The organism is Caloramator sp. CAR-1 (assembly GCF_030546345.1).
GTDB classification, from domain to species: Bacteria; Bacillota; Clostridia; order Clostridiales; family Caloramatoraceae; genus Caloramator; species Caloramator australicus.
Genome location: NZ_JAUONW010000044.1, coordinates 38577 through 63437 on the forward strand (window position 1 = coordinate 38577; position 24861 = coordinate 63437).

Below are 24861 nucleotides of genomic sequence, written 5' to 3' on the forward strand. Positions count from 1 at the left end.
TATAATATGAATCAATGTTTAGCTTGGTGAATATTCATAAAGAAGATGAAAAAAACATAAACATTAATAGGGGGTGGTAAAATGGTTAGGGAAACTGAAATTTCTACACAGTTTGGATTTGAAATAAGGGATCTTATTCCCCAAAGGGGAGTATATCTTATTAAAACTAACAAGGGAAACAAATGCTTAAAGAAAGTAAATTACGGTCCGCATAAGCTTATGTATATATATAAGGCTAAGGAACATATTATAAAAAACGGTTTTGATAAAATAGATAAAAATGAATTATCTTTAAAGGGACTTCCCTATGCCATAGTAAATGAAGATCTTTATGTGGTTACTGAATGGATAGATGGAAGGGAATGCGATTTTAGAAATGATGAGGATTTAAAGATTGCAGCAAAAACTTTGGCAAAATTTCATCTTGCTGCAAGGAATTTTGTTCCAGAGGATAATTTAAAGGCAAGAAATGATATTGGAAAACTTCCCTATACCTTTGAAAAAAGGCTTACAACTTTAAACAAGATGAAGGATATCGCAAGGAAAAACAAGAAAAAGACGGAGTTCGATATTTTATATCTTGATAACGTAGACTTTTATATAGAACTTGCAAAAAAGGCGATAGAAAAATTAGACCTTGATGCCTATAATAGGGTATGCCAGAAGGATTTAAACGATAAAGTTCTTTGCCATCATGATTTTACCTATCACAATATACTTATAAAAGACAATGGGGATGTTTACATCGTCGATTTTGACTACTGTAAAGAGGAAATTCAAATATATGATCTTGCAACATTAATGGTAAAGGCTCTAAAGAGGGTTGATTGGAGACTTGAAAAGGCAAATTTAATAGTGGATAACTATAATGCCGTAAAGCCTATTAGCGTTGATGAATTAAAAGTATTAAAGGCACTACTTGCCTTCCCGCAGAGATTTTGGAGGATTGCAAATAGGTATTATTACAAAGAACCAGGCTGGAGTGAGGCAAGCTTTATTAAGAAGCTAAGGGAGATTTTGGACGAGAAGGATAAGTATATAAGCTTTTTAGAAAGTTTTTGATCCGGGAAATTTCCTGGATTAAAAACTGTTGAAAGTTATTTTCTTAGCCCCGTGAAGGATTTCCCTGGCATTCGCTCATTTTGCTAAGCGATTCTAAGCTTTTCTTTGTTTTCAAAAGTCCTACCCTCGTGAGCCGACATCCGTGTCGGCCACTCGGCTCTGCACGTCCATGTGCAGAATTACGGACTCTTGCAAAGTCGAAAAGCAAGAATTGCTAGAGCTCATGAGAGATGCCTTTCTGAAATCCATTCACGGGGCTCTTGCAAAACCAAAAACTAAAAAGAGTTTTCCTATAATTTGTAATCCGGGAAATTTCCCGGATTTTTTTGTCAAAAGGAAGGTTTATTACATATTATGGTATTATAGAAATCTTTGGAGTATGTTTATGGAGGAGTTAAAGGTAGGGGATATAGTAGTAAGAAAATCCTATGGTGGGGATGTGTATTTTAAAATAACTCAAATCGTAAAAAGAGAGGATGGAACAAAGCTTTATATTTTAAAAGGAATAGAGCTGAGGATAATTGCAGATGCCCTTGGGGAGGACCTTTTAAGGCCTGATCTTAACAAGATTGCAGAATACGATGAGGTATTTAATAGAAAGGTTAACGCAAAGATTAAAAAGATTCTTTTAAGCAGGAAAGTTCCCTTTAAAGGTAAAAGGGGGGAAGTTAAAGAAGAAAAGGGGATAGTAGGAAGGCCGGGTAGGGTTTTGCATATCGATGGGGATGAGGAATATTTAAATATTTGCCTTAGAGGTTATAAAAAGCTTGGTATAAATGTCGTTGGAAGGTTTGTTCCAGAATCAGATCAGCCTAACGTAGTTATAGACCTTTTAAGAGAGATAAAACCCGACATATTGGTTTTAACAGGGCACGACAGCATAGCAAAGGGGACACAGAATTTTAAGGATATAAACAATTATAGAAATTCAAGATATTTTGCTGAGGCTGTAAAAAGGGCAAGGGATTATGAACCCTCCTATGACGACCTTGTTATATTCGCAGGGGCCTGCCAATCCTATTATGAAGTGTTGATTGAGGCAGGTGCTAATTTTGCAAGTTCACCATCAAGGGTTTTAATCCATGCGATGGATCCTGTTTTTGTCTGCGAAAAAATCGCCTTTTCCAGTATAACAAAATTTTTATCCCCAAATGAAGTTTTAGAGAGCACCATAACCGGCGAAAAGGGTATAGGTGGTTTAGAAACCAGAGGAAAATACAGAGAATCTTCCCACAAGATTTAGGGGTGGTCATATGGAGGATATTAAAGTTAAAGTTAAAGATGAAGTTTATGGACTTGAAGAAGCAGCTTTATATTTATTTGCTAAAATTAAAGAACTATATGAATATGAAAGGGAAACCCTAAAGGCCCTTGCTGTTTTAATAAGGAGCAAAATTGCAAGGAATATAAGGAATTTAGAAGGGTGCAAGGAGGATTTAAGTTTAAATAAAGATGATTTTGATAAACTTGATGATAAGTTAAAGGAGAAGTTAAAGAAGGCAATTGAGGAAACAAAGGGGATAATTGCAAAATACAATGGCAGGATAGTTGACCTATATTATACTAAAAATTGTTCTGGAGCAACTGCAAATTCTGAGGATGTTTTAGGATACCATATAGGATATTTAAGGAGGGTTTTTTGCGATTTATGCAGGGCAAAGAAGGATGAAGTGGAAGTTGAGGTTAAAAGGATAATGGAGCTTTTTAACCTTCCTTCAGCTAGCTATAAGGAAAAAGTAGAGGGACTTATAGAAGAGGTTGAAAGGGATGAAATGGGGAGAATAAAAAAGTTAAAATTTATGAATAAAAATTTAAGCGGTAAGGATTTTGTAGAAGGGTTGAATTTAAAGAGCAATAGGCTATATTTTCTACAAAAAAGCATCGGAGTTAAAGAAATAGGTGAGGGCCTTGGACTTGGAGTTTGCCTTGATGGTGCTGATGCAATGGCAAAGATGGGGAAAAATTATGAGGATGTTTTAAAATACTATTATACAGGGATAGAGCTTATTAAACTCGATAAGGATTATATCTTAAATAACTTTAATAATAAAAAAATACTAATCGACCCAGGGCATGGTGGGGATGATACGGGAAATATATCCGATATAGCTGAAAAGGATATAAATCTTAAAGTTTCACTTTATCTTAAAGAATATTTGGAGAAAAAGTCCTGCAGTGTAGTTATGACAAGGGATAAAGATGAATATTTATCTCTACAAAAAAGGGTTGATATTATCAACAAAGAAAGGCCAAATTTTTTTATTTCAATTCACATGAATCATTTTTATAACGATACGGTAAATGGAAGTGTATCCTATTGCTATAAAGATGATGATGAGGCTATAGAACTTTCAAATCTTATTTTGAAAAATCTTAATAAAGATCTTAACTTAAAAAACAGAGGGGTAAGGGTTGGGGACTATTTTATTTTAAGGGAATCCAAGGTTAGTGGGATTATATTAGAATGCCTGTATATGACAGGCAGGGAGGATAGAGCGTTTTTGAATGAGGAGGGCTATAAAAAAATAGCAGATTGTATATATAAGGCCATTTGTGAGTTTTACGGGATAAATTTCTAATAGAATCCTTGTCAAACTCTATAGTTGATAATAATAAAAAGATTAAATGAATAATAAAGAGAAAAAAGAGAGTTATATTTAAATGATTGTAGAAAAAGACATTAATTCTTTTGTTGACACATTATAAAAAACTTGTTAGAATATTTAAATTAATTATTGACGAAACACCCTCAATGGTGTAAAATATTGTAGTGGAAAGAGGGTGTTTCTTATGAGAGGAAGAGATCTTTTAAATGCCATCAAAAAAGATATTGATGAGCATGTTGGCGAGAGGGTCGTTGTTAAGGCTAACAACGGTCGTAAAAAGTTTACAGTAAAAGAAGGCATCCTTGAGAAAACATATCCTCACATATTCATAGTAAAGGTCGAAGGAAGCGATAATACAACTCGAACGATATCCTACAGCTATTCAGATATATTGACGCAAACAGTCCAGATAATATTCAAGAATAAAAACGTAGCAATGTAAAAAGAAGGCCTTTTGGCCTTCTTTTTTATTTTGTAACAGAAAAGCCGCTAAAAGGCGGCTTTTCTGTGGGGTTATGGGTTTGGCAGCTATTTTTTAGGGGGATAAACAAAGGTTATCGACAAAATATTATTATAAAGAAATAAAATTTTATGTCAACATTTTTAAAGAAAGAAGTAATATTTTTAATTTTACGAATATATATTATATTAGGTAAATTAGGGTGGGAGGGATTAAATTGTCAGTTGAATATGTAAAGGATGTAATAAATTACGAGGAACTTATAGGAGAAGGCCAATCCCAGACTATGGTTAATGGGGATATAGTAATATCCGAAAGGGATGGAGATGTTTCTAAAGTTCTTTATTGTGATGGAGAGGCTGTAGTTTTAAATTGTCAGGTAGTGGAGGATAGGGTAATACTTGAAGGCAGGATGAACTTTAGAGTTTATTATTCCTCTAACGATACAAGGAACATATATAAAGTTGAAGCATCCTCAAATTTTACCCATAATATCCAAATTCCAGGCGCAAGAAATGAACACAGCCCAAAAGTAGAAGCAGAAATAGAACATATGGAATATCAGGTTACTACAAATAAAAAAATAAGGGTTAATGCTGTTATTAATCTTAAAGGACATGTTTATAATAGAGCTACAAAGGAAACTATTGTAGACATCAAGGGACAGGATGTTCAGATGCTAAGGGAAAGCGTAGAAATAGATGAATACTTAAGGGATGTAAAGGAAGAATCCATGATAAAGGCAGAAATAACTTCTGAAAAGGAAATAGAAGAAATAGTTAAAACAGAGGTTTTTGTTTATAAGAGGGATTATCAAGTTCTTGATGGCAAAGTTTTAATCAACGCAACGGCAAAGGCAAGAATGCTTGTAAAGAGTAAGGATGGAGAATACTTCATGTTAGAGCAAGATATCCCCTTTAGCCATGAAGTTGTAGCTGAAGAAGTAAAACCAAACATGAAGATAGATGTTATGTGTAAAGTTAAAGAAACTTATGCAGAGGTTTCAGAAAACGAAGAAGGGGAAAGAAAGATAGTTTCAGTTCAGGCAAATGTAGAAATTTATGTTAAGGTTTATTCGACTAGGCAGCTACAAAATATATTGGATGCCTACTCGTCTGATTCAAGGTATGAATTTGAGAAGGAAAACATAAAATGCTTTTCATACCATGATGAGGCTACGGATTCACAGGTTTTAAAGGATAGAATAACTGTTCCTGAGGATGAAGCGATTGTTGAAGTTAAATATGTCGATGCAAAGCCAGTGATAACCGAGGTTAAGGTTTTAGAGGATAAAGCAACCTGTGAAGGTATTTTAAGATGTAATCTTGTTTATGTAAAGGCAAAGGAAGAACCAGAACTTGAAGGATATGAAGAGGAACTCCCCTTTAAGTTTACTTTAGATATTCCTATGGCAAAAATAGATATGCTTCCAACCTATTCAGTTAAACTTGAGAGCCTAAGCTATGAAAAATTTGCCGATAAGGAAGTTAACGTAAAGGCTAACCTTGTATGCCATATGAAGCTTTATAAAAAGAGCGTTTATGATATATTAAAATCCCTAAATGAAATCGACATAACAGAAATGATAAAGAACATGCCAAGCCTTGTTATATATACTGTTCAGCCCCATGACACCCTCTGGAAGATAGCAAAAAAATACGGAACCAAAGTAGAGGATATAGTAAAGCTAAATGATATTGAAAATCCGGATTATATCGAACCAGGGATGAAAATTATAGTTCCTAAAAAGACATTTATGAAATAATTTGAGGGACGGTTCATTACTATTATAAATTTGTTAAAGACAAATTTTGTAATGAACCGTCCCTTGAAGTTATTTGGAAAATAATATATAATTTTTTTAAGCTAAGCGAGGTGATGGTGTGGAGAGGATAGAAATAAAGTGCCCTGCAAAGGTTAATTTATCCCTTGATGTGGTTGGGAAGAGGAATGATGGATATCACCTTTTAAGGATGATAAATCAGAGCGTATCCTTATATGATTATTTGACTATAGAAAAAATAAAAAGCGGAATCATCATAACTTCCGATAAAAATGATATTCCCCTTGATGAGTCTAACACCTGCTATAGGGCAGCGGATTTAATCTTTAAAAAATTCGGTATAGACTATGGAGTCAAAATTCACCTTAAAAAGAATATTCCCCACGGTGCAGGCCTTGGAGGGGGAAGCTCAGATGCGGCTGGGGTTATTAAGGCTTTAAATGAACTTTATGACCTTAAAATGAGTAAGGAGCAGATGATGGAAATAGGGCTTAAGGTTGGTGCTGATGTTCCCTTCTCAATAATGAACAGAACAAGCCTTGTGGAGGGGATAGGAGAGATCATAAGCCCTATTGAAAAGATAGAAAATCTACATATAGTCATTGCAAAACCTAATATAAATATATCAACAAAGGAAGTTTATTCTAAGCTTAGACTAGATGAAATCAATAAAAGGCCTAACATAGATAAAATGGTAGAATACATAAGAAATAAGAATTACAAGATGATGGCATCTAATATGGTAAACGTCCTTGAAACTGTTACTTTAAATGAATACCCTATATTGTTAGAAATTAAAAATATAATGATGGAGTTTGAGGCAGAAGGAAGCATAATGACGGGAAGCGGCTCGGCAGTTATCGGTATTTTTGAGGATGAAGAAAAGGTTAAGGTTTGTTATAATAGATTAAGGGATTACATTAAGGATGTATTTTTAGTTAAAACGGTAAATGAAGGGGTGTAATTAATGGTTAATGCTTTAATTCTTGCGGGGGATAAGGGTGAGGATGGAAAACCAAAGGCCCTTTTAGAGATTAAGGGACGTTTTATGATAGAATATGTGATAGATGCCTTGAGGGATTCAGGTGTTGTTGACAATGTATATGTTGTTGGAGATGAGATATTAAAGGATAAAATAGGGCATGTTGTTGATGGTTTTATTAAATCCAACGGCGAAATGTTGGATAACATAAAATATAGCGTAAAGGCAATAGGCGATTATGAAAGGCCCCTTTTAGTTTGCACATCGGATATACCTTTAATAAAGGGGGATGCGGTTAGGGATTTTGTTTTAGAGTGTAGTAGAGAAAATTTAGATGTTGGATATCCTATAATAGACAAAAGCCTTAATGATGAAAAATATCCGGATGTTAAAAGAACCTATGTAAAGATGAAGGAAGGGACCTTTACAGGAGGAAACATAGTTTTTTTAAACCCAAACGTTGTTGAAAGGGCAACAAAAAAGGCGGAGGAGCTTATAGCCTTTAGAAAAAAGCCCTTGAAGATGGGAAAAGTTTTAGGTTTATCCTTTTTACTAAGGCTTGCCCTTGGCATTCTAACAATTCCTGCTGTTGAAAAAAAGATTTGTGATATGTTTGAGGTTAAAGGAAGGGCAATATTTACAAAATACCCTGAGATAGGGAATGATGTTGATAAAAAAGAGGATATAGATTTTGTAAATAGATACATAAGCTGATGGCTTTTGCCATCAGCTTTTTTGTATATTTTTTGTGTAGTTTGGAAAACTAAAAGAGGGAGATGATATTGTGAAGGTGGTTATAAAATTTTTAAAGGATGTTTTCAATCTCAAGGTTTTTATTCTATTTTTAATTTCAAGTGTTTTTTTATATTATGACAGTTTGGATTACAACAAAAGAGCCTTGCATTATGAAGCAAAATTTGCAAAGTATTGTGCTATTTTTTCTATAGCAATAGCAATTATCCTTTATATTGTAACCAAAATACTTCCTTGATGGAGTGATTTTTATGAGAAGAAAAAGGGAAGTTACATATACATACACCCCTGAATCTAAGACAAAGATTAGTAAAAACTTAAATGAAAATATAGAGATTATAAAAACCATCCTTAAGGATTGCGATGATGTTGTTTTTAGGGAATTTGAAGTGGGTGGGGATGATAAGATAAGGATGTTTTTGTTTTACGTTGATGGAATGGCAGATAAGCTTCTTTTAGATGAATTTGTCCTAATGCCCCTTATGATATCCTCAAGGGAAGTTCCACCAAGCTTTGATGAGATTAAGTATAAGCTTTTTGAGGTTACAAAGGACAATACGATGGCTGTTACTGACTTTAAAGAGGTTGACATTATTGAAGATCTTATTATGGAGGTTTTAAGCGGTGATACAGGACTTTTAATAGATTATACAGAAAAGGCCCTATTAATTGCAACAAAGGCCTTTCCAACAAGAAGTGTTGCAGAACCTTCAGCAGAAACGGTAATAAGGGGACCAAGGGATGGTTTTACTGAAACTATTAGAATAAATACCACCCTCATAAGAAGAAGGGTAAGGGATCCAAGGTTTAAAATAAAGCAAAAGAGGATTGGAGTAAGGTCAAAGACGGACATCGCAATAATGTATATAGATGATATCGTAGACAAAAGGGTTTTGGATGAGTTAAATAGAAGGCTTGATAAGATAAATATAGATGCCATTATAGATAGCGGATATCTTCAGCAGCTTATAGAAGAGAGGGCCTTTTCTATTTTCCCTCAAGTTCAAACGACGGAAAGGCCGGACGTTGTTGCAGCGGCAATTTATGAGGGAAGGGTAGGGATTTTAGTTGACAATTCTCCCTTTGCCCTAATCATTCCTGTTACTATGAATGCTTTTTTTCAGTCGGGGGAGGATTATTATTCAAGACCAGTTATCTCAAGCTTTGTAAGGTTTATAAGGCTTTTAGCTGGGGCACTATCTATATTGTCACCATCCCTATATATAGCTATAACTTCCTTTCATCCACAGATAATACCTGCAAAGCTTGCCTTATCCATTGCAGCAACGAGGGAGGGAGTTCCTTTTCCAGCCTTTATTGAGGCAATATTAATGGAAATCACCTTTGAACTTTTAAGGGAGGCTGGAGTTAGGCTGCCAAGGCCTATAGGCTCTACAATAGGCATTGTTGGAGGTCTTGTTATCGGGCAGGCAGCAGTATCTGCAGGAATAGTAAGCCCTATTATGGTTATAGTAGTTGCGATAACTGCAATTTCAAGCTTTAGTATAACTAATTATGAGCTTGCAACGGCTTTAAGGCTTTTAAGGTTTATATTCATGATAGCGGCATCAATTTATGGCCTTTACGGAATCGTTCTTGCTTATATAGGGACTTTAATTTATACAGTTAACATAAAAAGCTTTGGAACACCTTTTCTTGCACCTATGGCTCCATTTTATTTTGAAGATATGCAGGATGCAGAGTTTAAGCTGCCATTAAGGTATATGAAAAGAAGGCCAATGCATTTTGACCCTAATGATTTAATAAGGCAGGGTGATGAAGATGGTTCCCAATGATGATAAAATATCTGCATTTCAGGTAGGTCTTATTGTTTATTTAACTCCTATTGGTGTTGGGATTTTTACTTTGCCGGCTACCCTTGCAAATGATGTTGAAACAAACGGATGGATCAGTTTAATTTTAGGCGGATTATTTTGCATGCTCATAATTTATTTTATCTGTGATGTTGGGAAAAAATATTCAAATCTTGGCTTGGTTGAAACTTTAAAGTTTTTATTTGGAAAGGTTTTAGGAACCATTCTTGCCTTTCCGGTATTTCTTTACTATATAGTTTTTACTGCGATGGAGATAAGGATATTTGGTGAAACTACTAAAATGTATCTTCTTTTTAAAACACCCCTTGAATATATCATGGTTCCAATATTGATTTTGGCAATGATTCTTACTCGAAATGGTATAGAACCCATAGCAAGGTTTTTTGAGGCGACCTTTTTCCTGATTGCCTTCACACTGGTTTTAGTTATATTAATCTACCTTCCAAAGAGCGACTATTCTAATCTTTTGCCTATTTTAAAGGTTGAACCATTAAAATTAATTAAATCGGTTAGTGATAGTCTTTTTTCGCTTTCGGGCTTTGAGGTTTTGTTTTTGCTCTTTCCCTTTATAAGAAGGCCTGATAAGGCACTTAAGAGTTCATTAATTGCTATTTCTTTTATAACCCTACTTTATGTTATAATATTCATCCAGTGTATTGCAAGGTTTGGGGGTGATTATACCACTACTCTTTTATATCCTACGCTATCCCTTATAAAATCTTCAGATATTCCAGGTGCCTTCATAGAAGGTATTGAAGGTTTGTTGTTTTCCCTTTGGATAGTGCTCATATTTACTACAATAGTAATGCTCATTTTTGCCTACAGCATAGTTGGTTCTAACTTAATTAAACAAAAGGAGATAAAACACACAGCAATATTGTTTTTACCTATGATATATGTAATTTCTTTAATTCCTGATAGTATAGCTGAAACCTTTGAGTTTACAGATAAATTAGTTATATTTCTTGGATATTATACAATAATAGCTTTACCGATAATTATGTTTATCGCATCGAAGATAAAGGGGGCAAGAGGATGAAAAGGCTTATAATGCTTTTATTAGTCCCTCTTATTTTAACAGGATGCTGGGATAAGACGGAGATTGAGGATAGGATGTTTATATATGCAATTGCCGTTGACAAAGTTGAGGACAAAAAAAGTGAAAATGAATTAAAGCCTTTTTATGAGTTCCAAAATCAAAATCTTGAGGTTACATTTTTAGTTCCAAATCCATCAAAGATTCAAGGTGGCGAAGCGGATGTCCTTGAGGAGATTACCGTAAGGGCACAGGACCTTCCAGAGGCTGTGGGTATGATAAGAAAAAAGCAGAATAGAGAACCCTTTTTTGGTCATGAAAAGCTTTTGATTTTAGGTGAAAAATTATTAAGGGATGAGGAATCGTTAAAGGAGGTTTTAGATTGGATAGATAGGGATCCTAAAAAGAACAGGTCCGCCTTCGTAGTTGCAACTAAGGATATCAAGGAGCTTATTGGTGTTAATCCAAAGCTTGAAAAACTTTTACCTTCATATATAATAGGAATTTTAAAAAATGAAATGGTTGTTGCCACTATGATTAGCGTCAGCTTAAATGAATTCTTGGGAAATATAAAATCCAGTGGCATGGCTATGATTCCTATTATTAAAAGGCAAAAGGATGAGATTGCTATAAAAAATGTAGCTCTGATAAAGGATTTTAAATATATAGGTGAGCTTGATGACAGATATATAAGGGGATACTCGTTATTTTGTAACAAACTGAAGGAGGGCAAAAAATTATTTAATTATAAAGTCAATATTGTATCATATAACATAACATCCTCTAGTGCGAAAATAAAGCTTAACGAAGAAAATGGAAGGCTGGTATTTACTGTTGATGTTGAAATGGAGGGGGATATCGAGGATTATTTAATAAATGAAGATATATTAAAATCTGATATTATAAGGGATTTGCAGGATAGCGTATCAAAACAATTTGAAATAGAACTTAAAGAGGTTGTAAGGCATTTTCAAGAGGATATAGGATTTGATTATTTGAATTTAAAGAGCTGGACGAAAAAGCATAAATATAATCTATTTAAAAAATACGAAAAAAATTGGGATGAAGCCTTTAGGAATGCAAAATTTAATTTTAAAGTTAAATCCTATATAAGAAGAGTTGGAGTAATAAGGTGAATAAAATTTAAAAAAGGGGAAATACTCTATGTTAAAGGTAAAATAAGGGGGACAAAGTATGAAAAGGATTTTAGCACTTTTAATTTGCATTATAGTTTTTGTCTTGCCATTTTTAGTAGGATCAATTCAAAGGACAGATGGTATTATTAGATTCCATGTTATTGCAAACAGCGACAGTTTAGATGATCAGAATGTGAAATTAAAGGTGAGGGATGAAATTTTAAGGGAAGTTTATCCTAAAATTAAGGATATAAAGGATTATAATGAAAGCTTTAAGATACTTTCTAAAAACATTTCAAGGATTGAAGACATTGCCAATAAGGTTTTAGAGGAAAATGGGTTTGATTATAAATCAAGGGTTTATCTAGGAAATTTTAATTTTCCTGTAAAAAAATATGGCGATGTAGTTGTTCCTCCAGGGGAATATATGGCCTTAAGGGTTGTTCTTGGAAATGGGGAGGGTAAAAATTGGTGGTGTGTCATGTTTCCACCCCTATGTTTTATAGACATCACAAGAGGAAAAATTGATCCTAAAAGCGAAGAAATGCTAAAAAGGGCCCTTGAGGAAAATAGCGTTGAGACTTTTAAAGGAAACAAAAGAAATAAATTGGAGCTTAGGTTAAAAAGCTTAGAAATAATTTCAAATACAATAAAAAGGGCAAAGATGGGACTTAGATGAATTCCTTCTTTGCCATTTTTATTAATAGATCCCCTACATCCTTTGCTGCATTTGGCTTTGACTTTTCCTTTGCCATATCCTGCATGTATTTTAATCTTAAGGGGCTTGAGATTATCTGGTTTATTATTGAAGGAATGTTATCTACCTTTTTAACATAGGCAGCAATGCCACAGTTTAAAAGATATTCCGTATTTTTTTCCTCTTGCCCGGGTATAGGATTTGAAAGGATTAAGGGAAGTCCTTTAACCAATGCTTCGCTTATTGTAAGCCCACCAGGTTTTGTTATAAGAAGGTCGCTGGCGGACATCAAAAGATTAACCTTATCGGTGTATCCTAATATTTTAGTTTTCTTGTTGGATTTTAACGAAAGATTTAAAAGCTGATTTTTTAAAATGGTATTATATCCCGTAACGGCTATTATTTGAATATCAAGATTGCTAAAAATAAGTTTTTCAAATATTTCTTTTATATTTCCAATTCCAAGGCCTCCACCCATTAAAAGTAGAGTTAATTTATCCTCAAGCTGTAAAATTTCCCTTGCTTCTTTTTTAGGGATTTCTGTTAAAAAGGCGGAAGATACTGGAATTCCAATAGGATATATATTTTCTTTTGCAACCCCAAGGTTTAAAAGGTCGTCTATAAAATCCTCATTTGGAATTATATAGGCATCGATATATTCGTGAATCCAAAAAGGATGTGGTGCATAATCCGTAAGTATTGCAGCAACAGGGATATTGGTTTTACCCTTTCTTTTTAAAATCGACATCATTTCTATTGCAAAGGGATGGGTGCAGAGGATAACATCCGGCATCATTTCTTCTAATAGATTTTTTAGTTTGATTGAAAAAAGGTCATGAATTAAATTTGAAATGGAGGCTAAAGCATCCTCGTTTTCAGAGTAGTAGTAAAGCTTTCCATAAAGTTTGGGAGTCTTTTTTAAGGATTTTAAATAGCCACCAATTATTAGCTTGTCAACTATAGGATTTATATATTTTAGAGCATCTATCATTTCAAATTCAACTTGAATGTTATTTCTTATGTAGTATTCCTTTACGGCCTCTGCTGCCTTTTGATGCCCCTTTCCTGCTGAAATTGTTAGGGATAGAATTTTCAAATTAATCACCTCTTGTTTTATTATATAGCATTTTTAAGGCAATTTGGCTAATATTACAAAGGATTAACATAAACTTAAAAAAATATTTAATTTAATACATATTATTGAAAAAAATGTAAAAAATATCTTTAGAATTGTTTTTAAGGAGGGGTGTTATGAGAAAGTTAGTTCAAATATTCCTTCCACTTTTAATAGTATTTTTAATAGCTCAATTAGTTATTCAAATAAAGGATATAGAAGCGGCTTCATACAAAGTAGGTTCTAAAGGAGATATAGTTAAAAAAATTGAGGAAAAGCTAAAGGCATTAGGGTATTTTAAAGGAAATCCTGATAATTATTTCGGTCAAGATACTCAGGGTGCGGTAAAAAGGTTTCAAAGGGCAAAGGGGCTTAAGGTGGATGGAATAGTAGGTAGCAATACTTTAAGGGCCCTTGGAATAAATGAAGGCAAGACAAGTGCTAAACCCCAAAGGACCGATGTTAACCTTCTTGCAAGGGCAATAAACGGTGAAGCAAGAGGAGAGCCTTATATAGGGCAGGTGGCAGTAGGGGCAGTTATAGTTAATAGAACAAGGGATCCAAGGTTCCCTAAAACTATTGCAGGAGTTATCTATCAGCCTGGGGCCTTTACGGCTGTTGCCGATGGTCAGATAAATGCAAAGCTGGAGCCAACACCACAAAAGGCTGCCAACGATGCTCTAAATGGATGGGACCCATCAGGCGGTGCAATATATTATTATAATCCAGCAAAGACGACAAATAAGTGGATATGGTCAAGACCAGTGATAAAAAGAATAGGAAAGCATGTTTTCTGCAGATAGGAGGGTTAGTATGTTTAACAAAAGGTCCTTTCTTGCGATTGTGGTTTCTATAATTGTAGTTGGAACATCTACATATAGCTTTTTGCTTTATCTTGATAGAAAGGAGTTTAGAAATTACCTTCAGGGGCAATATCAAAAGAACTTATATGAGCTTATTTCAAACGTTGAAGGAATACAGGTTTCTCTGTCAAAGTCAAGGGTAACATCATCACCAAAACAGGCCCTAATACTTTTTAGCGATATTTGGAGGCAGGCAAGTATAGCACAGGATAAGCTAAATTCCCTTCCTATAAACCACAGTGCAATAGCTCAGACAACAAAATTTTTAACTCAGGTGGGTGATTTTTGCTTTGCCCTTTTAAAGACTATAAACTCTGGCCAGAGCCTTTCTGAGGCAGATATGAATACCGTTGATAAGCTGACGGATTTTGCAGGATACCTAAACAATGAGCTGCATCAGCTTGAAAGGGAGATAAGTGAGGGGAATATAGACTGGACGGAAATTAAAGATGCAGGTTCATCGATGTTTAGAAGGAACCTTGCGGAAACGGTTGATATGAAATTTGAAAGGATTGCAAAGGAACTTCAGGAGTATCCAACATTAATTTATGATGGACCGTTTTCAGAAAACGTATTAAATATAAAGCCAAGGGTTTTAAAGGAAAAGGAAGTTTCTTTAGAAGAAGCTAAAAGAATTGCCAAAAAGATTATAGGAGAGGATAGGGTAGAGTCAATTTCAATTTATAGCGACAAGACCAGCGATAAGGTTCCTGCCTATGCCCTTTCTGTTAAAGTAAAGGGTAGAAGGGGCGATGACATAAACATCGACATAAGCAAAAACGGTGGTAACCTAATCTATATGCTTGACCCAAGAGAAATAGGAAAGCAAAGGATTAAAATAGAAAAGGCAATAAAGATTGGTTTAAAATTTTTAGAAGATAACGGATATGAATCCATGATTCCTACGTATTCTCTAAAATATGACAATGTTGCCGTCATAAACTATGTTTATGTTCAAGATAAGGTTTTAGTATATCCTGATCAGGTTAAGTTAAAAATTGCCCTTGATAATGGTGATATAGTTGGAATAGAGGCACAGCATTATTTGATTGCCCATACAAAAAGGAATATCCCAAAGCCAAGGATAACAGCTAGCGAGGCAAGGCAAAATGTAAGCCAAAAGCTTGATATAAAGAACGTCAGGTTAACGATTATTCCAATGGAATCTTTAAAGGAAGTATTCTGCTACGAGTTTTATGGAACCTATAAGGGAGAGAAATATTTAGTGTATATTAATGCGCAGGATGGAACGGAGGAGAAGATATTAAAAATCATAGATACTCCCAATGGAGAGCTTACTATGTAGCATTTGAAAATATTTCATGGTTAAGGGATTTGTTTTGGGGGAAAATATAAATAGGAACAAAACAGGGGGGATAAAGATGTCAAGAAGGCATGGGATTATGTCAGATGCCTTAAAATACGAGCTTGCAAAGGAGCTCGGCGTTTACGATATCGTTCAAAGAGAAGGCTGGGGTTCAGTTCCATCGAGGGATTGCGGCAACTTAGTTGCGGCAGCAATAAGATATGCTTCAAAGCTTGTGGAGGAGAAAAGGTAAGTGGGTGCTTTTGCACCCGCTTAATTTTTTAATTTTTGGGGGACAGTTCTCAATTGTTTTAAATATTAAACAATTTTATAGGGACAGTTCTTAATTGTTTTAAATAACAAAAAATTTTAAGAGAAACTGTTGAAAAATTTATTTTTTGATTCACACCGCCAAGCAATTCCCTGGTATTTGCTCAATTTGCTAAGCAATTGTAATTGCCATAGCTAATAGGAGATACCTTTTCTAATCCTGCCCTAATCCTGCCGAGATTATTGCAAGTCTGAACGCCAAAGAGAGTTTGTCTAGGATCTGAATATTTTAGCAAACATTCTTTAACTATTTCTAAGTAAACAATTTTTAGCATTCCAACCCTAATATACACTTACTTAAAGCATATTTTTTTCTTTACAAACTTACCTTGTTGTTTTATTATGTATTTGTTATTAATAAGGACGAATTTTAAGTATAATTATATATAGTAACAGATAAAGGTAGGGGATTATATTGGATACAAGACCGATTGGGGTATTCGATTCAGGAATTGGTGGTCTTACTGTAGTTAAGGAAATCATGGAATTTTTGCCAAATGAAAATATAGTTTATTTTGGTGATACAGCAAGGGTTCCATATGGAACAAAATCCGCTGAAACGGTTACAAGATATGCCTTTCAAAACACAAGATTTTTGCTAACCAAGGATGTTAAGGCTATAGTTGTTGCCTGCAATACAGCATCAGCGGTGAGCCTTGATGCCCTTCAGGAATCCTTTGATATTCCTATAATAGGAGTTATAAAACCTGGAGCTTTTGCTGCCGTTAAGGCAACTTTAAATAAAAAAATCGGCATTATAGGGACAGAAGGAACAGTAAATAGCAGGGCCTATGAAAGAGCCATTCGAAAGCTACTTCCGGAAGCTGAAATTTATGCTTATCCATGCCCGTTATTTGTCCCAATCGTTGAGGAAGGATGGGCAAATACAAAGGTTTCCTATATGGTTGCGGAGGAATATTTAAAGCCCCTTAAGGATTCTAACATCGACTCTTTGGTTATGGGATGCACCCATTACCCACTTCTTATGAAGGTTGTTGATGATGTGCTAGAGCATAAGGTTAAGCTTATTAATCCTGCAAGGGAAACGGCATTGGAATTAAAAAATATATTAACTGAAAAGGGAATAGAAAACAGTCAAAATGTAGCTGCACAATATGAATACTATGTTAGCGATAATCCGGAAAAATTTAAAAAAGTTGGAGGCAATTTTTTAGAGCATGATATAATAAATATAAAAAAGATAGATATTGAAAAATATTGATAAAGGTGATGATAAGATGAAAAAGAAGGCATTAATTTCAGTCAAGACAATTCAAAATATAGATGGAGAAAAGGAAGTTGTTGAACTAATTACAGAAGGTGAATATTATAAATCAGGAAGTCAATATATTGCTGAATATGATGAGACAGAAATTTCTGGCATGGAAGGGACAAGAACCACTCTAAAAATGGAAAAGGATAGGGTTAGCATTGTAAGAAGAGGAACTACCAATTCAGATATTGAATTTAAAAAGGGCCAAACTACTGTTAGCCTATATAGCACACCCTTTGGGGTTTTAAACATTATGATTAAACCAACCCTTGTTAAGGTTGATGTTGATGAAAACGGTGGGAAGGTTAAACTGGAATATAAGGTTAATACAAATGATACTGGATATATTGACAACCTTTTAGAATTAAACATTAAAACTTCAGAAGGACAAAACTAGCACCTTTTTGGGTGCTATTTTTTTACTTAAAGCTATTTTAAAGTTAAAGTTTAAGTTTAAGTGGCGACTAAACTTGTCATGAATTTACTTTAACATAAAATTTTGTCATAGTATCTTGCGACAAACTTTCTTATTTTTAGATAAATTATTCTGTTGTTTATATTGGAATATGATGCTAATATAATTTTATGAAAATTTAAAATGGGGTGAAGAAATGGAATATTTTATAGGTAAAAGCAACAAAATAAAAGAAATAAAGGATTATGCACAAAAAATTTCTAATTCTCCATCCCCACTTTTAATCTATGGTGAAACAGGAACTGGAAAAGAGGTTTTAGTAAAATATATCCATGATATTGGCAATAGAAGGGCAAAGCCCTTAATTAGCCAAAATTGTGCTGCAGTTCCTTCCAATCTTTTGGAAAGCATATTATTTGGAACTGTAAGGGGAGCCTTCACAGAGGCCCTTGATAAAAAGGGGATTTTTGAAATGGCAAATGGAGGAATATTATATTTGGATGAGCTAAATTCCATGCCAATAGAACTTCAGGGAAAGCTTCTTAGGGTTTTAGAGGATGGAGTCGTAAGAAGGATTGGGGATTTAAAGGAAGTTAAAGTCGATGTTAGAGTAATAGCCTCAACTAATGTCGAACCTGAAATTTGTATCGAAAAAGGTTTATTAAGAAGGGATCTTTTTTATAGGCTTAGTGTATTTTACATACAATTGCCTGAGCTTAAAGAAAGAAAAGAGGATATAATAGAATTATGTGATTATTTTATAAATGCATTTAATAGAAAATTTAATAAAAACATTTTAGGCATATCCCAGGAGGCACTTGAGTTTTTTTATAACTATGATTGGCCAGGCAACATTAGAGAGCTTAGAAACGTAATCGAAGCAATAATGAATATAAAGGATGAAGGCTTTATAACTCCTAAAGACCTTCCTCATTATATAAAAAGGGAGCATAAGGGGCTTGAGGAATTAGTAAGTGAATATGAAAAAAGGCTCATCAAAGAGGCACTAGCTTTGTATAATGGAAATGTATCAAAAGCAGCTAATTTTTTAAAGATTCCAAGGCAGACTTTACAGTATAAAATTAAAAAGTTAGGCATATGAATATTATTAAGTTAAACTTAGGAGGGATAACATGAGAATTAAATGGTTGGGACATGCATGCTTTAAGATAACATCAGCAAAGGGGGTAAGAATTTTAACGGATCCCTTTGATGATAATGTAGGATATCCACTTCCACAGGTTGAAGCAGATATAGTAACCGTTAGCCATCAACATTTTGACCATAACTTTATAGATTGCGTTAAGGGAAACTTTGAGGTGGTAAGTAAGGTTGGAAATTTTTATGTCAAGGACATAAATATTACAGGAGTTCATACATATCACGATGAGGAAAATGGCAAAAAAAGAGGCGATAACATCGTCTATGTTTTTGATGTTGATGGAATTAGGGTGTGCCACTTAGGGGATTTAGGTCATGTATTATCGCCTGCACAGGTTGAGATGATTGGAAGGGTTGATGTTCTTTTAATCCCTGTTGGAGGAATCTTTACAGTAGATTCTGAGAAGGCAGAAACTATTGTAAAACTTTTAAATCCCAAGATAGTAATCCCAATGCACTATAAAACAGAGCCTTTAAAGTTTAATTTAGATCATGTCGATAATTTTATAAAAAAATTTTCTAATGTTGAAAGACTAAAGGGGCAGGTAGTTGAAATTAAGAATGAAGATCTTAAAATGAATGAATTAAAGGTAATAGTTTTAAACTATAAATAAAGGCGAAAAGCCTTTATTTTTTATTGATAATTTTCTGTTTTTGAAGTAAAATATAAAAGTTAATAATACAAAGGAGGGGCGTTATGGCAACAAAATATATCTTTATAACAGGTGGAGTTACATCTTCTCTTGGTAAGGGAATAACAGCAGCTTCTTTAGGGCGATTGTTAAAAGCAAGGGGGCTAAAAGTCTCTATTCAAAAGTTTGACCCATATATAAATATAGATCCAGGAACCATGAGTCCATATCAGCATGGTGAGGTCTTCGTCACCGATGACGGAGCTGAAGCAGATCTTGACCTCGGTCACTATGAGAGATTTATCGATGAAAACTTGTCTAAAAATAGCAATGTCACAACTGGGAAAATATACTGGTCTGTAATTCAAAAAGAAAGAAGAGGAGATTACCTCGGAGGAACAGTTCAAGTTATCCCCCACATTACTAACGAAATAAAACAAAGAGTATATAGAGTTGCAAAGGAAAGGGAAGTTGATGTAGTTATTACAGAAATTGGAGGAACAGTAGGAGATATTGAAAGTTTACCCTTCTTAGAAGCAATAAGGCAGATAAAATACGATGTTGGAAGGGAAAATGTTTTATTTATTCATGTAACTTTGGTGCCCTATCTTGGAAAATCAGGGGAATTAAAAACTAAGCCTACACAACATTCAGTAAAGGAACTACGAAGCATCGGTATTCAACCTGATATAATAGTTTGTAGAACTGAAAAGCCTTTATCCTTAGAGCTTAAGGAAAAGATAGGACTTTTCTGTAATGTTTCTGCTGATGCTGTAATACAAAATATGGATGCTGATACTATATATGAAGTTCCTTTGCTTTTACATGAGGAGGGGCTAGATGATCTTGTTGTAAAAAAACTTGGCTTAAAGTGTTTAGATGCTGAACTTTCTGATTGGAGAAACATGGTAGAAAAATTAAAAAATCCAAAGGAAAAGGTAAAGATAGCCCTTGTTGGAAAATATGTTGAGCTTAAGGATGCTTATATGTCTGTTGTTGAAAGCTTAAGACATGCAGGGATTGCAAATGATTGTGAGGTTGAAATAGATTGGGTTAATGCTGCCCATATTGATATGGAAAACTACAAAGAAATATTAAAGGATGCTGATGGAATATTAGTTCCTGGAGGCTTTGGAGATAGGGGAATTGAAGGAAAAATTTTAGCCATTAAATATGCAAGGGAAAATAATGTTCCATTTCTTGGAATTTGCCTTGGAATGCAGCTTTCGGTAGTTGAATTTGCAAGGGATGTTGCAGGATTAGAGGGGGCAAATAGCTCTGAGATAGACCCTGAAACTAAATATCCTGTAATTGACCTTATGCCAGAACAGAGGGATGTAGATGAAAAGGGAGGAACCATGAGGCTTGGCCTTTATCCATGTAAGATAAAGGAGGGCACCTTCTCCTATGAGGCCTACAAGGATGAAGTTATATATGAAAGGCACAGACACAGATATGAGTTTAACAATGAATATAGAACAAAGCTTATGGAAAAGGGTCTTGTTATTGCAGGAACATCACCCGATGATAGGTTGGTTGAAATAGTTGAATTGAAGAATCATAGATGGTTTGTTGGGGTGCAATTCCATCCAGAGTTTAAATCAAGACCCAATAGGCCACATCCTTTATTTAGGGATTTTGTAAAGGCGTCCCTTGAAAATAGGCGTGCAAAATAATGCACGCCTTAAATATTTTTTGTAATTTTGGAGATAATATGTATGGTGATGCTATGAGGATTTTGATTAAGAAAGCCTCCACACACTCGTGACTTTAGTCATGAATAAGGACGCTCTAATAATAACATATATTATTTGTGTATCATAACTTATATTAGTTAAAAGTTTGTTTTGTGTAACAACATATGTTGCAATAATTATGAGGTGTAAGTATGGAAAAAGCTTTTAAATTTAGGTTTTATCCTAATAAACAACAAATAGAGCTTATAAATAAAACCTTTGGTTGTGTTAGATTTGTTTATAACTACTACCTTGCAAAACGAGAAGAAATATATAAAATTCAAGGTATAACATTTAATTATAAGGATTGCTCTGCTGACTTAACTAAACTTAAACAAACTAATACATGGCTAAAAGAAGCAGATAAGTTTGCACTTCAAAATTCGCTCAAAGACTTAGACAAAGCATTTAAGAATTTTTTTGAAGGTAGAGCAAATTATCCAAAGTTTAAGTCAAAGAAATGTAAATATCAAAGCTATAGAACAACATTTACAAATAACAAAATTGAAATTAAAGGAAACAAAATCAAACTACCTAAATTAGGCTGGGTAAAGTTTGTAAAATCAATGGAAGTAGAGGGTAAAATACTAAATGCAACTATAAGTAGAACTCCAACAGGGAAATATTTTGTTTCAATTTGTTGTAGGATAGAAAAAACTATAGAAAAGTCTAAAACTAACAAAGTAATAGGTATAGATTTAGGAGTAAAACATTTTCTGATAGATAGTGAAGGCAACAAAATATCCAATCCTAAATATCTTATAAAGTTAGAAAAAAGACTTATTAAGGAACAAAGGAAGCTTTCTAAAAAACAATTAGGTAGTAGTAACTTTAAGAAACAAGCTAAGAAAGTAGCCAAAATACATGAGAAGATAAGAAACCAAAGGGAAGATTTTTTGCAAAAGCTGTCCTCTAAAATTATAAACGAAAACCAAGTTGTAATTTTGGAGGACTTAAAGGTTAAGAATATGTTAAGAAATAACAAACTATCAAAGTCCATATCAGATGTAGCATGGTCAAAATTTGTAAACATGCTTGAATATAAAGCATTATGGTATGGGAGAACAATAGTAAAAATAGATATGTTTTATCCATCGAGTCAAATATGTAATGTATGTGGTTATAAAAATGAAGAAGTAAAAGACTTAAACGTAAGGGAGTGGGAATGTCCAATATGTAGGACAGCCCATGATAGAGATGTAAATGCAAGTAAAAATATATTAAAAGAAGGAAAGAGGATATTAGGCATAGCATAAGTAAAAACAGTAGGGTAGGGACTACCCGAATTAACGCCTGTGGAGATAGTAGGTTACGAGGTTGATGAAGCAGGAATCCCGCGACTTTAGTCGTGGGAGGTTCAAGGAGATGGGCAGCATAGGGCTGAATATATAGATGATTTGATTTTGGAAATTCAAAAAGGATTTGACCTTGTTATAGGTTCAAGATTTTTAGAGGGGAATTTCTATAAACCACCTTTTTTAAGGCGCTTGGGAATAAAATTTTTTGCTTTTTTAGTTTCAGTTATTACAGGACAAAGAATAACAGATCCTACATCGGGGTTTAGAGCCTTTAGCAAGAGAGCAATAGATGCTTTTTGTAGGTATTATCCCTATGATTATCCTGAAGTTGAGGCTATAAGCTATGCTAAGTCCTCTAATCTAAGAATTAGCGAAGTTGCTGTAAAGATGAATAAGCGCGAGGAGGGAAGATCATCAATAACCCCTATGAAATCCATATATTATGCCCTTAAGGTAACACTTTCATTACTTTTGAAATCTTAAGGAGTGAAGGATTTGTTTACTATAATTTTTTTATTGTTAATTTACTACTTTTCTAAGGAAAGGATTTTGGATATTAGATTTTCCTTATGGCTTTTATTTTTTTACTTTTCATTTTTTGTATTTTTAAAATTTAAAGGGTTAGGGTCGGTGATTATTTTTTCGATTCTTTGTATTTTATATCTATTAATAATTATATCTAAGCTTCAAAGACAGATAATAAGATTGGTTCAAGAGGTGGGACTTTTAAAGGAAAGGTTAGAAGAGGAGGATTAGGTTGAAAAAAAGGATTCTAGTTTTAGTTATTATTTTTGTTTTGTTGAATATATATATTAGCATAAGATTTTGTCAAAACTATTATCTTGGAAGTTTTATATCTTTAAACAATGATGATGTTAAATACATAAGAAGTGGACTATATCTTTTAAGGGAAGGAAGGCTTATTTATAGAAGTAAGCTGGATACAGTTTATATTATGCCAGGACTTCCGATTGTTTTGGCTTTATTTTTATCCTTTTTTTCTTTATTTAAGGCAGTCCTAGCCTTTAGAATTTTTCAAGCTATCATACAAGGAATATCTCTTGCTTTAATATATTTATTGGCAAAAGAAGTTTTTAACGAAAGGGTTGGGGCTTTAGCATCTTTAATAGATGCCTTATATCTTCCTGAATATTTTGTGACTCAAGTTGTGCTAACGGAAGGGATTTTTAAATTTTTATTTTTATGTAGTTTATATTTTTTGGTCTTAGCATTAAAGGAGGATAATGAAAGGCATTATTATTTGAGCGGTTTGTTTTGGAGTTTGAGCTTATATTTTAAGCCGGTGGTTGCTCTACTTCCGGTTGTATTAGTTATTTATTGGATAAGAGAAGGATTTGATTATAAATGGTGTGTAAGAATTAGCTTTAAAGTTGCAATTATTTTTGTCTTGATATTAAGTCCATGGTGGATAAGGAATTATTTGATTTTTAAAAGATTTGTTCCGTTTACACTGTCAAGCGGAAATCCAATGCTTCAAGCAACTTATGTAAATTACGACCAAAGTAAAGATTATGTCCCTTATAAGACCTCTGATGATGAAATAAGAAATGATGAGATTGAAAGGAAGATAGCTAAGGAAAGGTTTATAAGTCAGCTTAACAAGGATCCTAAGGGATACCTATATTGGTATCTTATAAAGAAACAAATTTATTTGTTTAATAGGCCCTTTTATTGGAGGAATGTTTTTGGAGTAAGATTAAAATATGTTAATTATGTCCATAATTTTATAGTAGTTCTTGGCTTTTTAGGGATGCTTTTATCCTTTGGTAGGATATCTAAAATATAAAAGTATGTAGTTGTTTATTTTATTATTATATATATTCCTTATTTTACTTTTTCAAGATAAGGTTATCCCTTGATGCCTATTTTAATGATCTTTTGTAGTTATATTCTACAAAAAAATTTTTCATTCGACAAAAGAAGGATTTTTAATTGGGACGTTGAATATTTTTAAAAAGGAGGTGTTACTATGTTTATTTCACCTAAGTTTGTCATTGCAGTAAAGTGTAGTAGTTGCGGAAAATTTAAAAAAATTGATATAGATCTTTTTAAGGCAAAGGAAGCTAAGGGATTAAAATGTGAATGCGGTGGAAGTTTATTAAGCTATAAGATAGTGAACAAGGAAGTGGTTTTGGATATCAAATGTGTTTTTTGCGATAGAATCCACAGATATAAGTTTAAACTAAAGGACATAATTGAAAAACCTCTAAAGATAATAAACTGCTCCTTTAATGGTTTTGAAATAGCTTTTGCTGGAAAAGATGATGCAATTAATGCTATAATAGATAGGTATGAAAATGATTTTGATGAGCTTTTAAAGCTTTTAGGCTTTAATTATCAATCAAGTGTAAGGAGGGTTTAA

General features: G+C 33.6%; 26 protein-coding genes. 25 read left to right on the top strand and 1 reads right to left on the bottom strand.

All coding sequences use genetic code 11. The features are described 5' to 3' along the window. Positions 1-81 precede the first annotated feature (81 nt). From Q3V94_RS11980 to spoIIR, 12 genes are all read left to right on the top strand, one after another. A complete protein-coding gene (locus tag Q3V94_RS11980; protein WP_303528017.1) occupies positions 82-1062 on the top strand; it encodes a CotS family spore coat protein in 981 nt (326 codons plus the stop codon). 385 nt (positions 1063-1447) lie between these two features. Continuing rightward, positions 1448-2305, top strand: a complete 858-nt coding sequence (gene yabG, locus Q3V94_RS11985; protein WP_303528019.1) for a sporulation peptidase YabG — start codon at positions 1448-1450, stop codon at positions 2303-2305. Between the two features lie 10 nt (positions 2306-2315). Then, positions 2316-3641 (top strand): N-acetylmuramoyl-L-alanine amidase, encoded by a 1326-nt coding sequence (locus Q3V94_RS11990; protein ID WP_303528021.1) that lies wholly within the window; start codon positions 2316-2318, stop codon positions 3639-3641. A gap of 211 nt (positions 3642-3852) precedes the next feature. Next, a complete protein-coding gene (locus Q3V94_RS11995; RefSeq protein WP_040306060.1) occupies positions 3853-4110 on the top strand; it encodes a Veg family protein in 258 nt (85 codons plus the stop codon). 235 nt (positions 4111-4345) lie between these two features. Continuing rightward, complete coding sequence (locus tag Q3V94_RS12000; protein ID WP_303528025.1) at positions 4346-5893, top strand: SPOCS domain-containing protein; 1548 nt, start codon at positions 4346-4348, stop codon at positions 5891-5893. 118 nt (positions 5894-6011) lie between these two features. Then, positions 6012-6875 carry a 4-(cytidine 5'-diphospho)-2-C-methyl-D-erythritol kinase gene (ispE, locus tag Q3V94_RS12005; protein WP_303528027.1) on the top strand — a complete coding sequence of 288 codons (864 nt, stop codon included), beginning with the start codon at positions 6012-6014 and terminating at the stop codon, positions 6873-6875. 3 nt (positions 6876-6878) lie between these two features. Beyond that, complete coding sequence (locus Q3V94_RS12010; protein WP_303528030.1) at positions 6879-7607, top strand: nucleotidyltransferase family protein; 729 nt, start codon at positions 6879-6881, stop codon at positions 7605-7607. Positions 7608-7677: 70 nt separating this feature from the next. Then, a complete protein-coding gene (locus tag Q3V94_RS12015) occupies positions 7678-7884 on the top strand; it encodes a CLC_0170 family protein (RefSeq protein WP_303528033.1) in 207 nt (68 codons plus the stop codon). A 13-nt stretch (positions 7885-7897) separates the two neighbouring features. Beyond that, positions 7898-9442: a spore germination protein gene (locus tag Q3V94_RS12020; RefSeq protein WP_303528036.1), complete on the top strand. Its 1545-nt coding sequence runs from the start codon at positions 7898-7900 to the stop codon at positions 9440-9442. Continuing rightward, complete coding sequence (locus Q3V94_RS12025; protein WP_303528039.1) at positions 9429-10520, top strand: endospore germination permease; 1092 nt, start codon at positions 9429-9431, stop codon at positions 10518-10520. Before Q3V94_RS12020 ends, Q3V94_RS12025 begins: the two co-directional genes overlap by 14 nt. Then, positions 10517-11653 (top strand): Ger(x)C family spore germination protein, encoded by a 1137-nt coding sequence (locus tag Q3V94_RS12030; protein WP_303528041.1) that lies wholly within the window; start codon positions 10517-10519, stop codon positions 11651-11653. Before Q3V94_RS12025 ends, Q3V94_RS12030 begins: the two co-directional genes overlap by 4 nt. 58 nt (positions 11654-11711) lie before the next feature. Then, positions 11712-12332: a stage II sporulation protein R gene (spoIIR, locus tag Q3V94_RS12035; protein ID WP_303528044.1), complete on the top strand. Its 621-nt coding sequence runs from the start codon at positions 11712-11714 to the stop codon at positions 12330-12332. Here spoIIR and Q3V94_RS12040 read toward each other — a convergent pair. Next, on the bottom strand, positions 12325-13446 hold the full coding sequence (locus tag Q3V94_RS12040; RefSeq protein ID WP_008908231.1) for a glycosyltransferase: 1122 nt from the start codon (positions 13444-13446) through the stop codon (positions 12325-12327). The two genes, spoIIR and Q3V94_RS12040, sit on opposite strands and share 8 nt — an antisense overlap. A gap of 155 nt (positions 13447-13601) precedes the next feature. On the opposite strand from Q3V94_RS12040, the gene sleB reads away from it, so the two are divergent. The 13 genes from sleB to Q3V94_RS12105 all read left to right on the top strand — a co-directional run bounded on the left by sleB (position 13602) and on the right by Q3V94_RS12105 (position 24861). Next, positions 13602-14267: a spore cortex-lytic enzyme gene (sleB, locus tag Q3V94_RS12045; RefSeq protein ID WP_303528047.1), complete on the top strand. Its 666-nt coding sequence runs from the start codon at positions 13602-13604 to the stop codon at positions 14265-14267. 10 nt (positions 14268-14277) lie between these two features. Continuing rightward, the gene (gene ypeB / locus Q3V94_RS12050; RefSeq protein ID WP_303528050.1) at positions 14278-15633 is read left to right on the top strand and encodes a germination protein YpeB; all 1356 of its coding nucleotides are present in this window, start codon (positions 14278-14280) and stop codon (positions 15631-15633) included. Positions 15634-15709: 76 nt separating this feature from the next. Beyond that, positions 15710-15886 (top strand): small, acid-soluble spore protein, alpha/beta type, encoded by a 177-nt coding sequence (locus Q3V94_RS12055; RefSeq protein ID WP_008908234.1) that lies wholly within the window; start codon positions 15710-15712, stop codon positions 15884-15886. Between the two features lie 492 nt (positions 15887-16378). Continuing rightward, the gene (gene murI, locus Q3V94_RS12060; RefSeq protein ID WP_303528053.1) at positions 16379-17185 is read left to right on the top strand and encodes a glutamate racemase; all 807 of its coding nucleotides are present in this window, start codon (positions 16379-16381) and stop codon (positions 17183-17185) included. A 16-nt stretch (positions 17186-17201) separates the two neighbouring features. Beyond that, the gene (locus Q3V94_RS12065; protein ID WP_008908236.1) at positions 17202-17633 is read left to right on the top strand and encodes a DUF1934 domain-containing protein; all 432 of its coding nucleotides are present in this window, start codon (positions 17202-17204) and stop codon (positions 17631-17633) included. Between the two features lie 214 nt (positions 17634-17847). Continuing rightward, the gene (locus Q3V94_RS12070; protein WP_008908237.1) at positions 17848-18753 is read left to right on the top strand and encodes a sigma-54-dependent Fis family transcriptional regulator; all 906 of its coding nucleotides are present in this window, start codon (positions 17848-17850) and stop codon (positions 18751-18753) included. 31 nt (positions 18754-18784) lie between these two features. Beyond that, a complete protein-coding gene (locus Q3V94_RS12075; RefSeq protein WP_303528059.1) occupies positions 18785-19426 on the top strand; it encodes an MBL fold metallo-hydrolase in 642 nt (213 codons plus the stop codon). 83 nt (positions 19427-19509) lie between these two features. Continuing rightward, the gene (locus tag Q3V94_RS12080) at positions 19510-21120 is read left to right on the top strand and encodes a CTP synthase (protein WP_008908239.1); all 1611 of its coding nucleotides are present in this window, start codon (positions 19510-19512) and stop codon (positions 21118-21120) included. A 212-nt stretch (positions 21121-21332) separates the two neighbouring features. Then, positions 21333-22436 carry an IS200/IS605 family element RNA-guided endonuclease TnpB gene (gene tnpB, locus Q3V94_RS12085; protein WP_303528060.1) on the top strand — a complete coding sequence of 368 codons (1104 nt, stop codon included), beginning with the start codon at positions 21333-21335 and terminating at the stop codon, positions 22434-22436. A 147-nt stretch (positions 22437-22583) separates the two neighbouring features. Beyond that, entirely contained in the window at positions 22584-22961 is a 378-nt protein-coding gene (locus tag Q3V94_RS12090; RefSeq protein ID WP_303528061.1) for a hypothetical protein, read from the top strand. Positions 22962-23108: 147 nt separating this feature from the next. Beyond that, on the top strand, positions 23109-23234 hold the full coding sequence (locus Q3V94_RS12095; protein ID WP_008909969.1) for a hypothetical protein: 126 nt from the start codon (positions 23109-23111) through the stop codon (positions 23232-23234). Position 23235: 1 nt separating this feature from the next. Continuing rightward, a complete protein-coding gene (locus tag Q3V94_RS12100; RefSeq protein ID WP_303528065.1) occupies positions 23236-24285 on the top strand; it encodes a glycosyltransferase family 39 protein in 1050 nt (349 codons plus the stop codon). Positions 24286-24468: 183 nt separating this feature from the next. After that, positions 24469-24861: a hypothetical protein gene (locus Q3V94_RS12105; RefSeq protein WP_008909971.1), complete on the top strand. Its 393-nt coding sequence runs from the start codon at positions 24469-24471 to the stop codon at positions 24859-24861.

Excerpts from the sequence above, each read along its gene's own strand:
- Q3V94_RS11980 (WP_303528017.1), top strand. The coding sequence starts at position 82 with ATGGTTAGGGAAACTGAAATTTCTACACAGTTTGGATTTGAAATAAGG.
- yabG (WP_303528019.1), top strand. The coding sequence starts at position 1,448 with ATGGAGGAGTTAAAGGTAGGGGATATAGTAGTAAGAAAATCCTATGGT.
- Q3V94_RS11990 (WP_303528021.1), top strand. The coding sequence starts at position 2,316 with ATGGAGGATATTAAAGTTAAAGTTAAAGATGAAGTTTATGGACTTGAA.
- Q3V94_RS11995 (WP_040306060.1), top strand. The coding sequence starts at position 3,853 with ATGAGAGGAAGAGATCTTTTAAATGCCATCAAAAAAGATATTGATGAG.
- Q3V94_RS12010 (WP_303528030.1), top strand. The coding sequence starts at position 6,879 with ATGGTTAATGCTTTAATTCTTGCGGGGGATAAGGGTGAGGATGGAAAA.
- Q3V94_RS12020 (WP_303528036.1), top strand. The coding sequence starts at position 7,898 with ATGAGAAGAAAAAGGGAAGTTACATATACATACACCCCTGAATCTAAG.
- Q3V94_RS12025 (WP_303528039.1), top strand. The coding sequence starts at position 9,429 with ATGGTTCCCAATGATGATAAAATATCTGCATTTCAGGTAGGTCTTATT.
- Q3V94_RS12030 (WP_303528041.1), top strand. The coding sequence starts at position 10,517 with ATGAAAAGGCTTATAATGCTTTTATTAGTCCCTCTTATTTTAACAGGA.
- spoIIR (WP_303528044.1), top strand. The coding sequence starts at position 11,712 with ATGAAAAGGATTTTAGCACTTTTAATTTGCATTATAGTTTTTGTCTTG.
- sleB (WP_303528047.1), top strand. The coding sequence starts at position 13,602 with ATGAGAAAGTTAGTTCAAATATTCCTTCCACTTTTAATAGTATTTTTA.
- ypeB (WP_303528050.1), top strand. The coding sequence starts at position 14,278 with ATGTTTAACAAAAGGTCCTTTCTTGCGATTGTGGTTTCTATAATTGTA.
- Q3V94_RS12055 (WP_008908234.1), top strand. The coding sequence starts at position 15,710 with ATGTCAAGAAGGCATGGGATTATGTCAGATGCCTTAAAATACGAGCTT.
- Q3V94_RS12065 (WP_008908236.1), top strand. The coding sequence starts at position 17,202 with ATGAAAAAGAAGGCATTAATTTCAGTCAAGACAATTCAAAATATAGAT.
- Q3V94_RS12070 (WP_008908237.1), top strand. The coding sequence starts at position 17,848 with ATGGAATATTTTATAGGTAAAAGCAACAAAATAAAAGAAATAAAGGAT.
- Q3V94_RS12075 (WP_303528059.1), top strand. The coding sequence starts at position 18,785 with ATGAGAATTAAATGGTTGGGACATGCATGCTTTAAGATAACATCAGCA.
- Q3V94_RS12080 (WP_008908239.1), top strand. The coding sequence starts at position 19,510 with ATGGCAACAAAATATATCTTTATAACAGGTGGAGTTACATCTTCTCTT.
- tnpB (WP_303528060.1), top strand. The coding sequence starts at position 21,333 with ATGGAAAAAGCTTTTAAATTTAGGTTTTATCCTAATAAACAACAAATA.
- Q3V94_RS12105 (WP_008909971.1), top strand. The coding sequence starts at position 24,469 with ATGTTTATTTCACCTAAGTTTGTCATTGCAGTAAAGTGTAGTAGTTGC.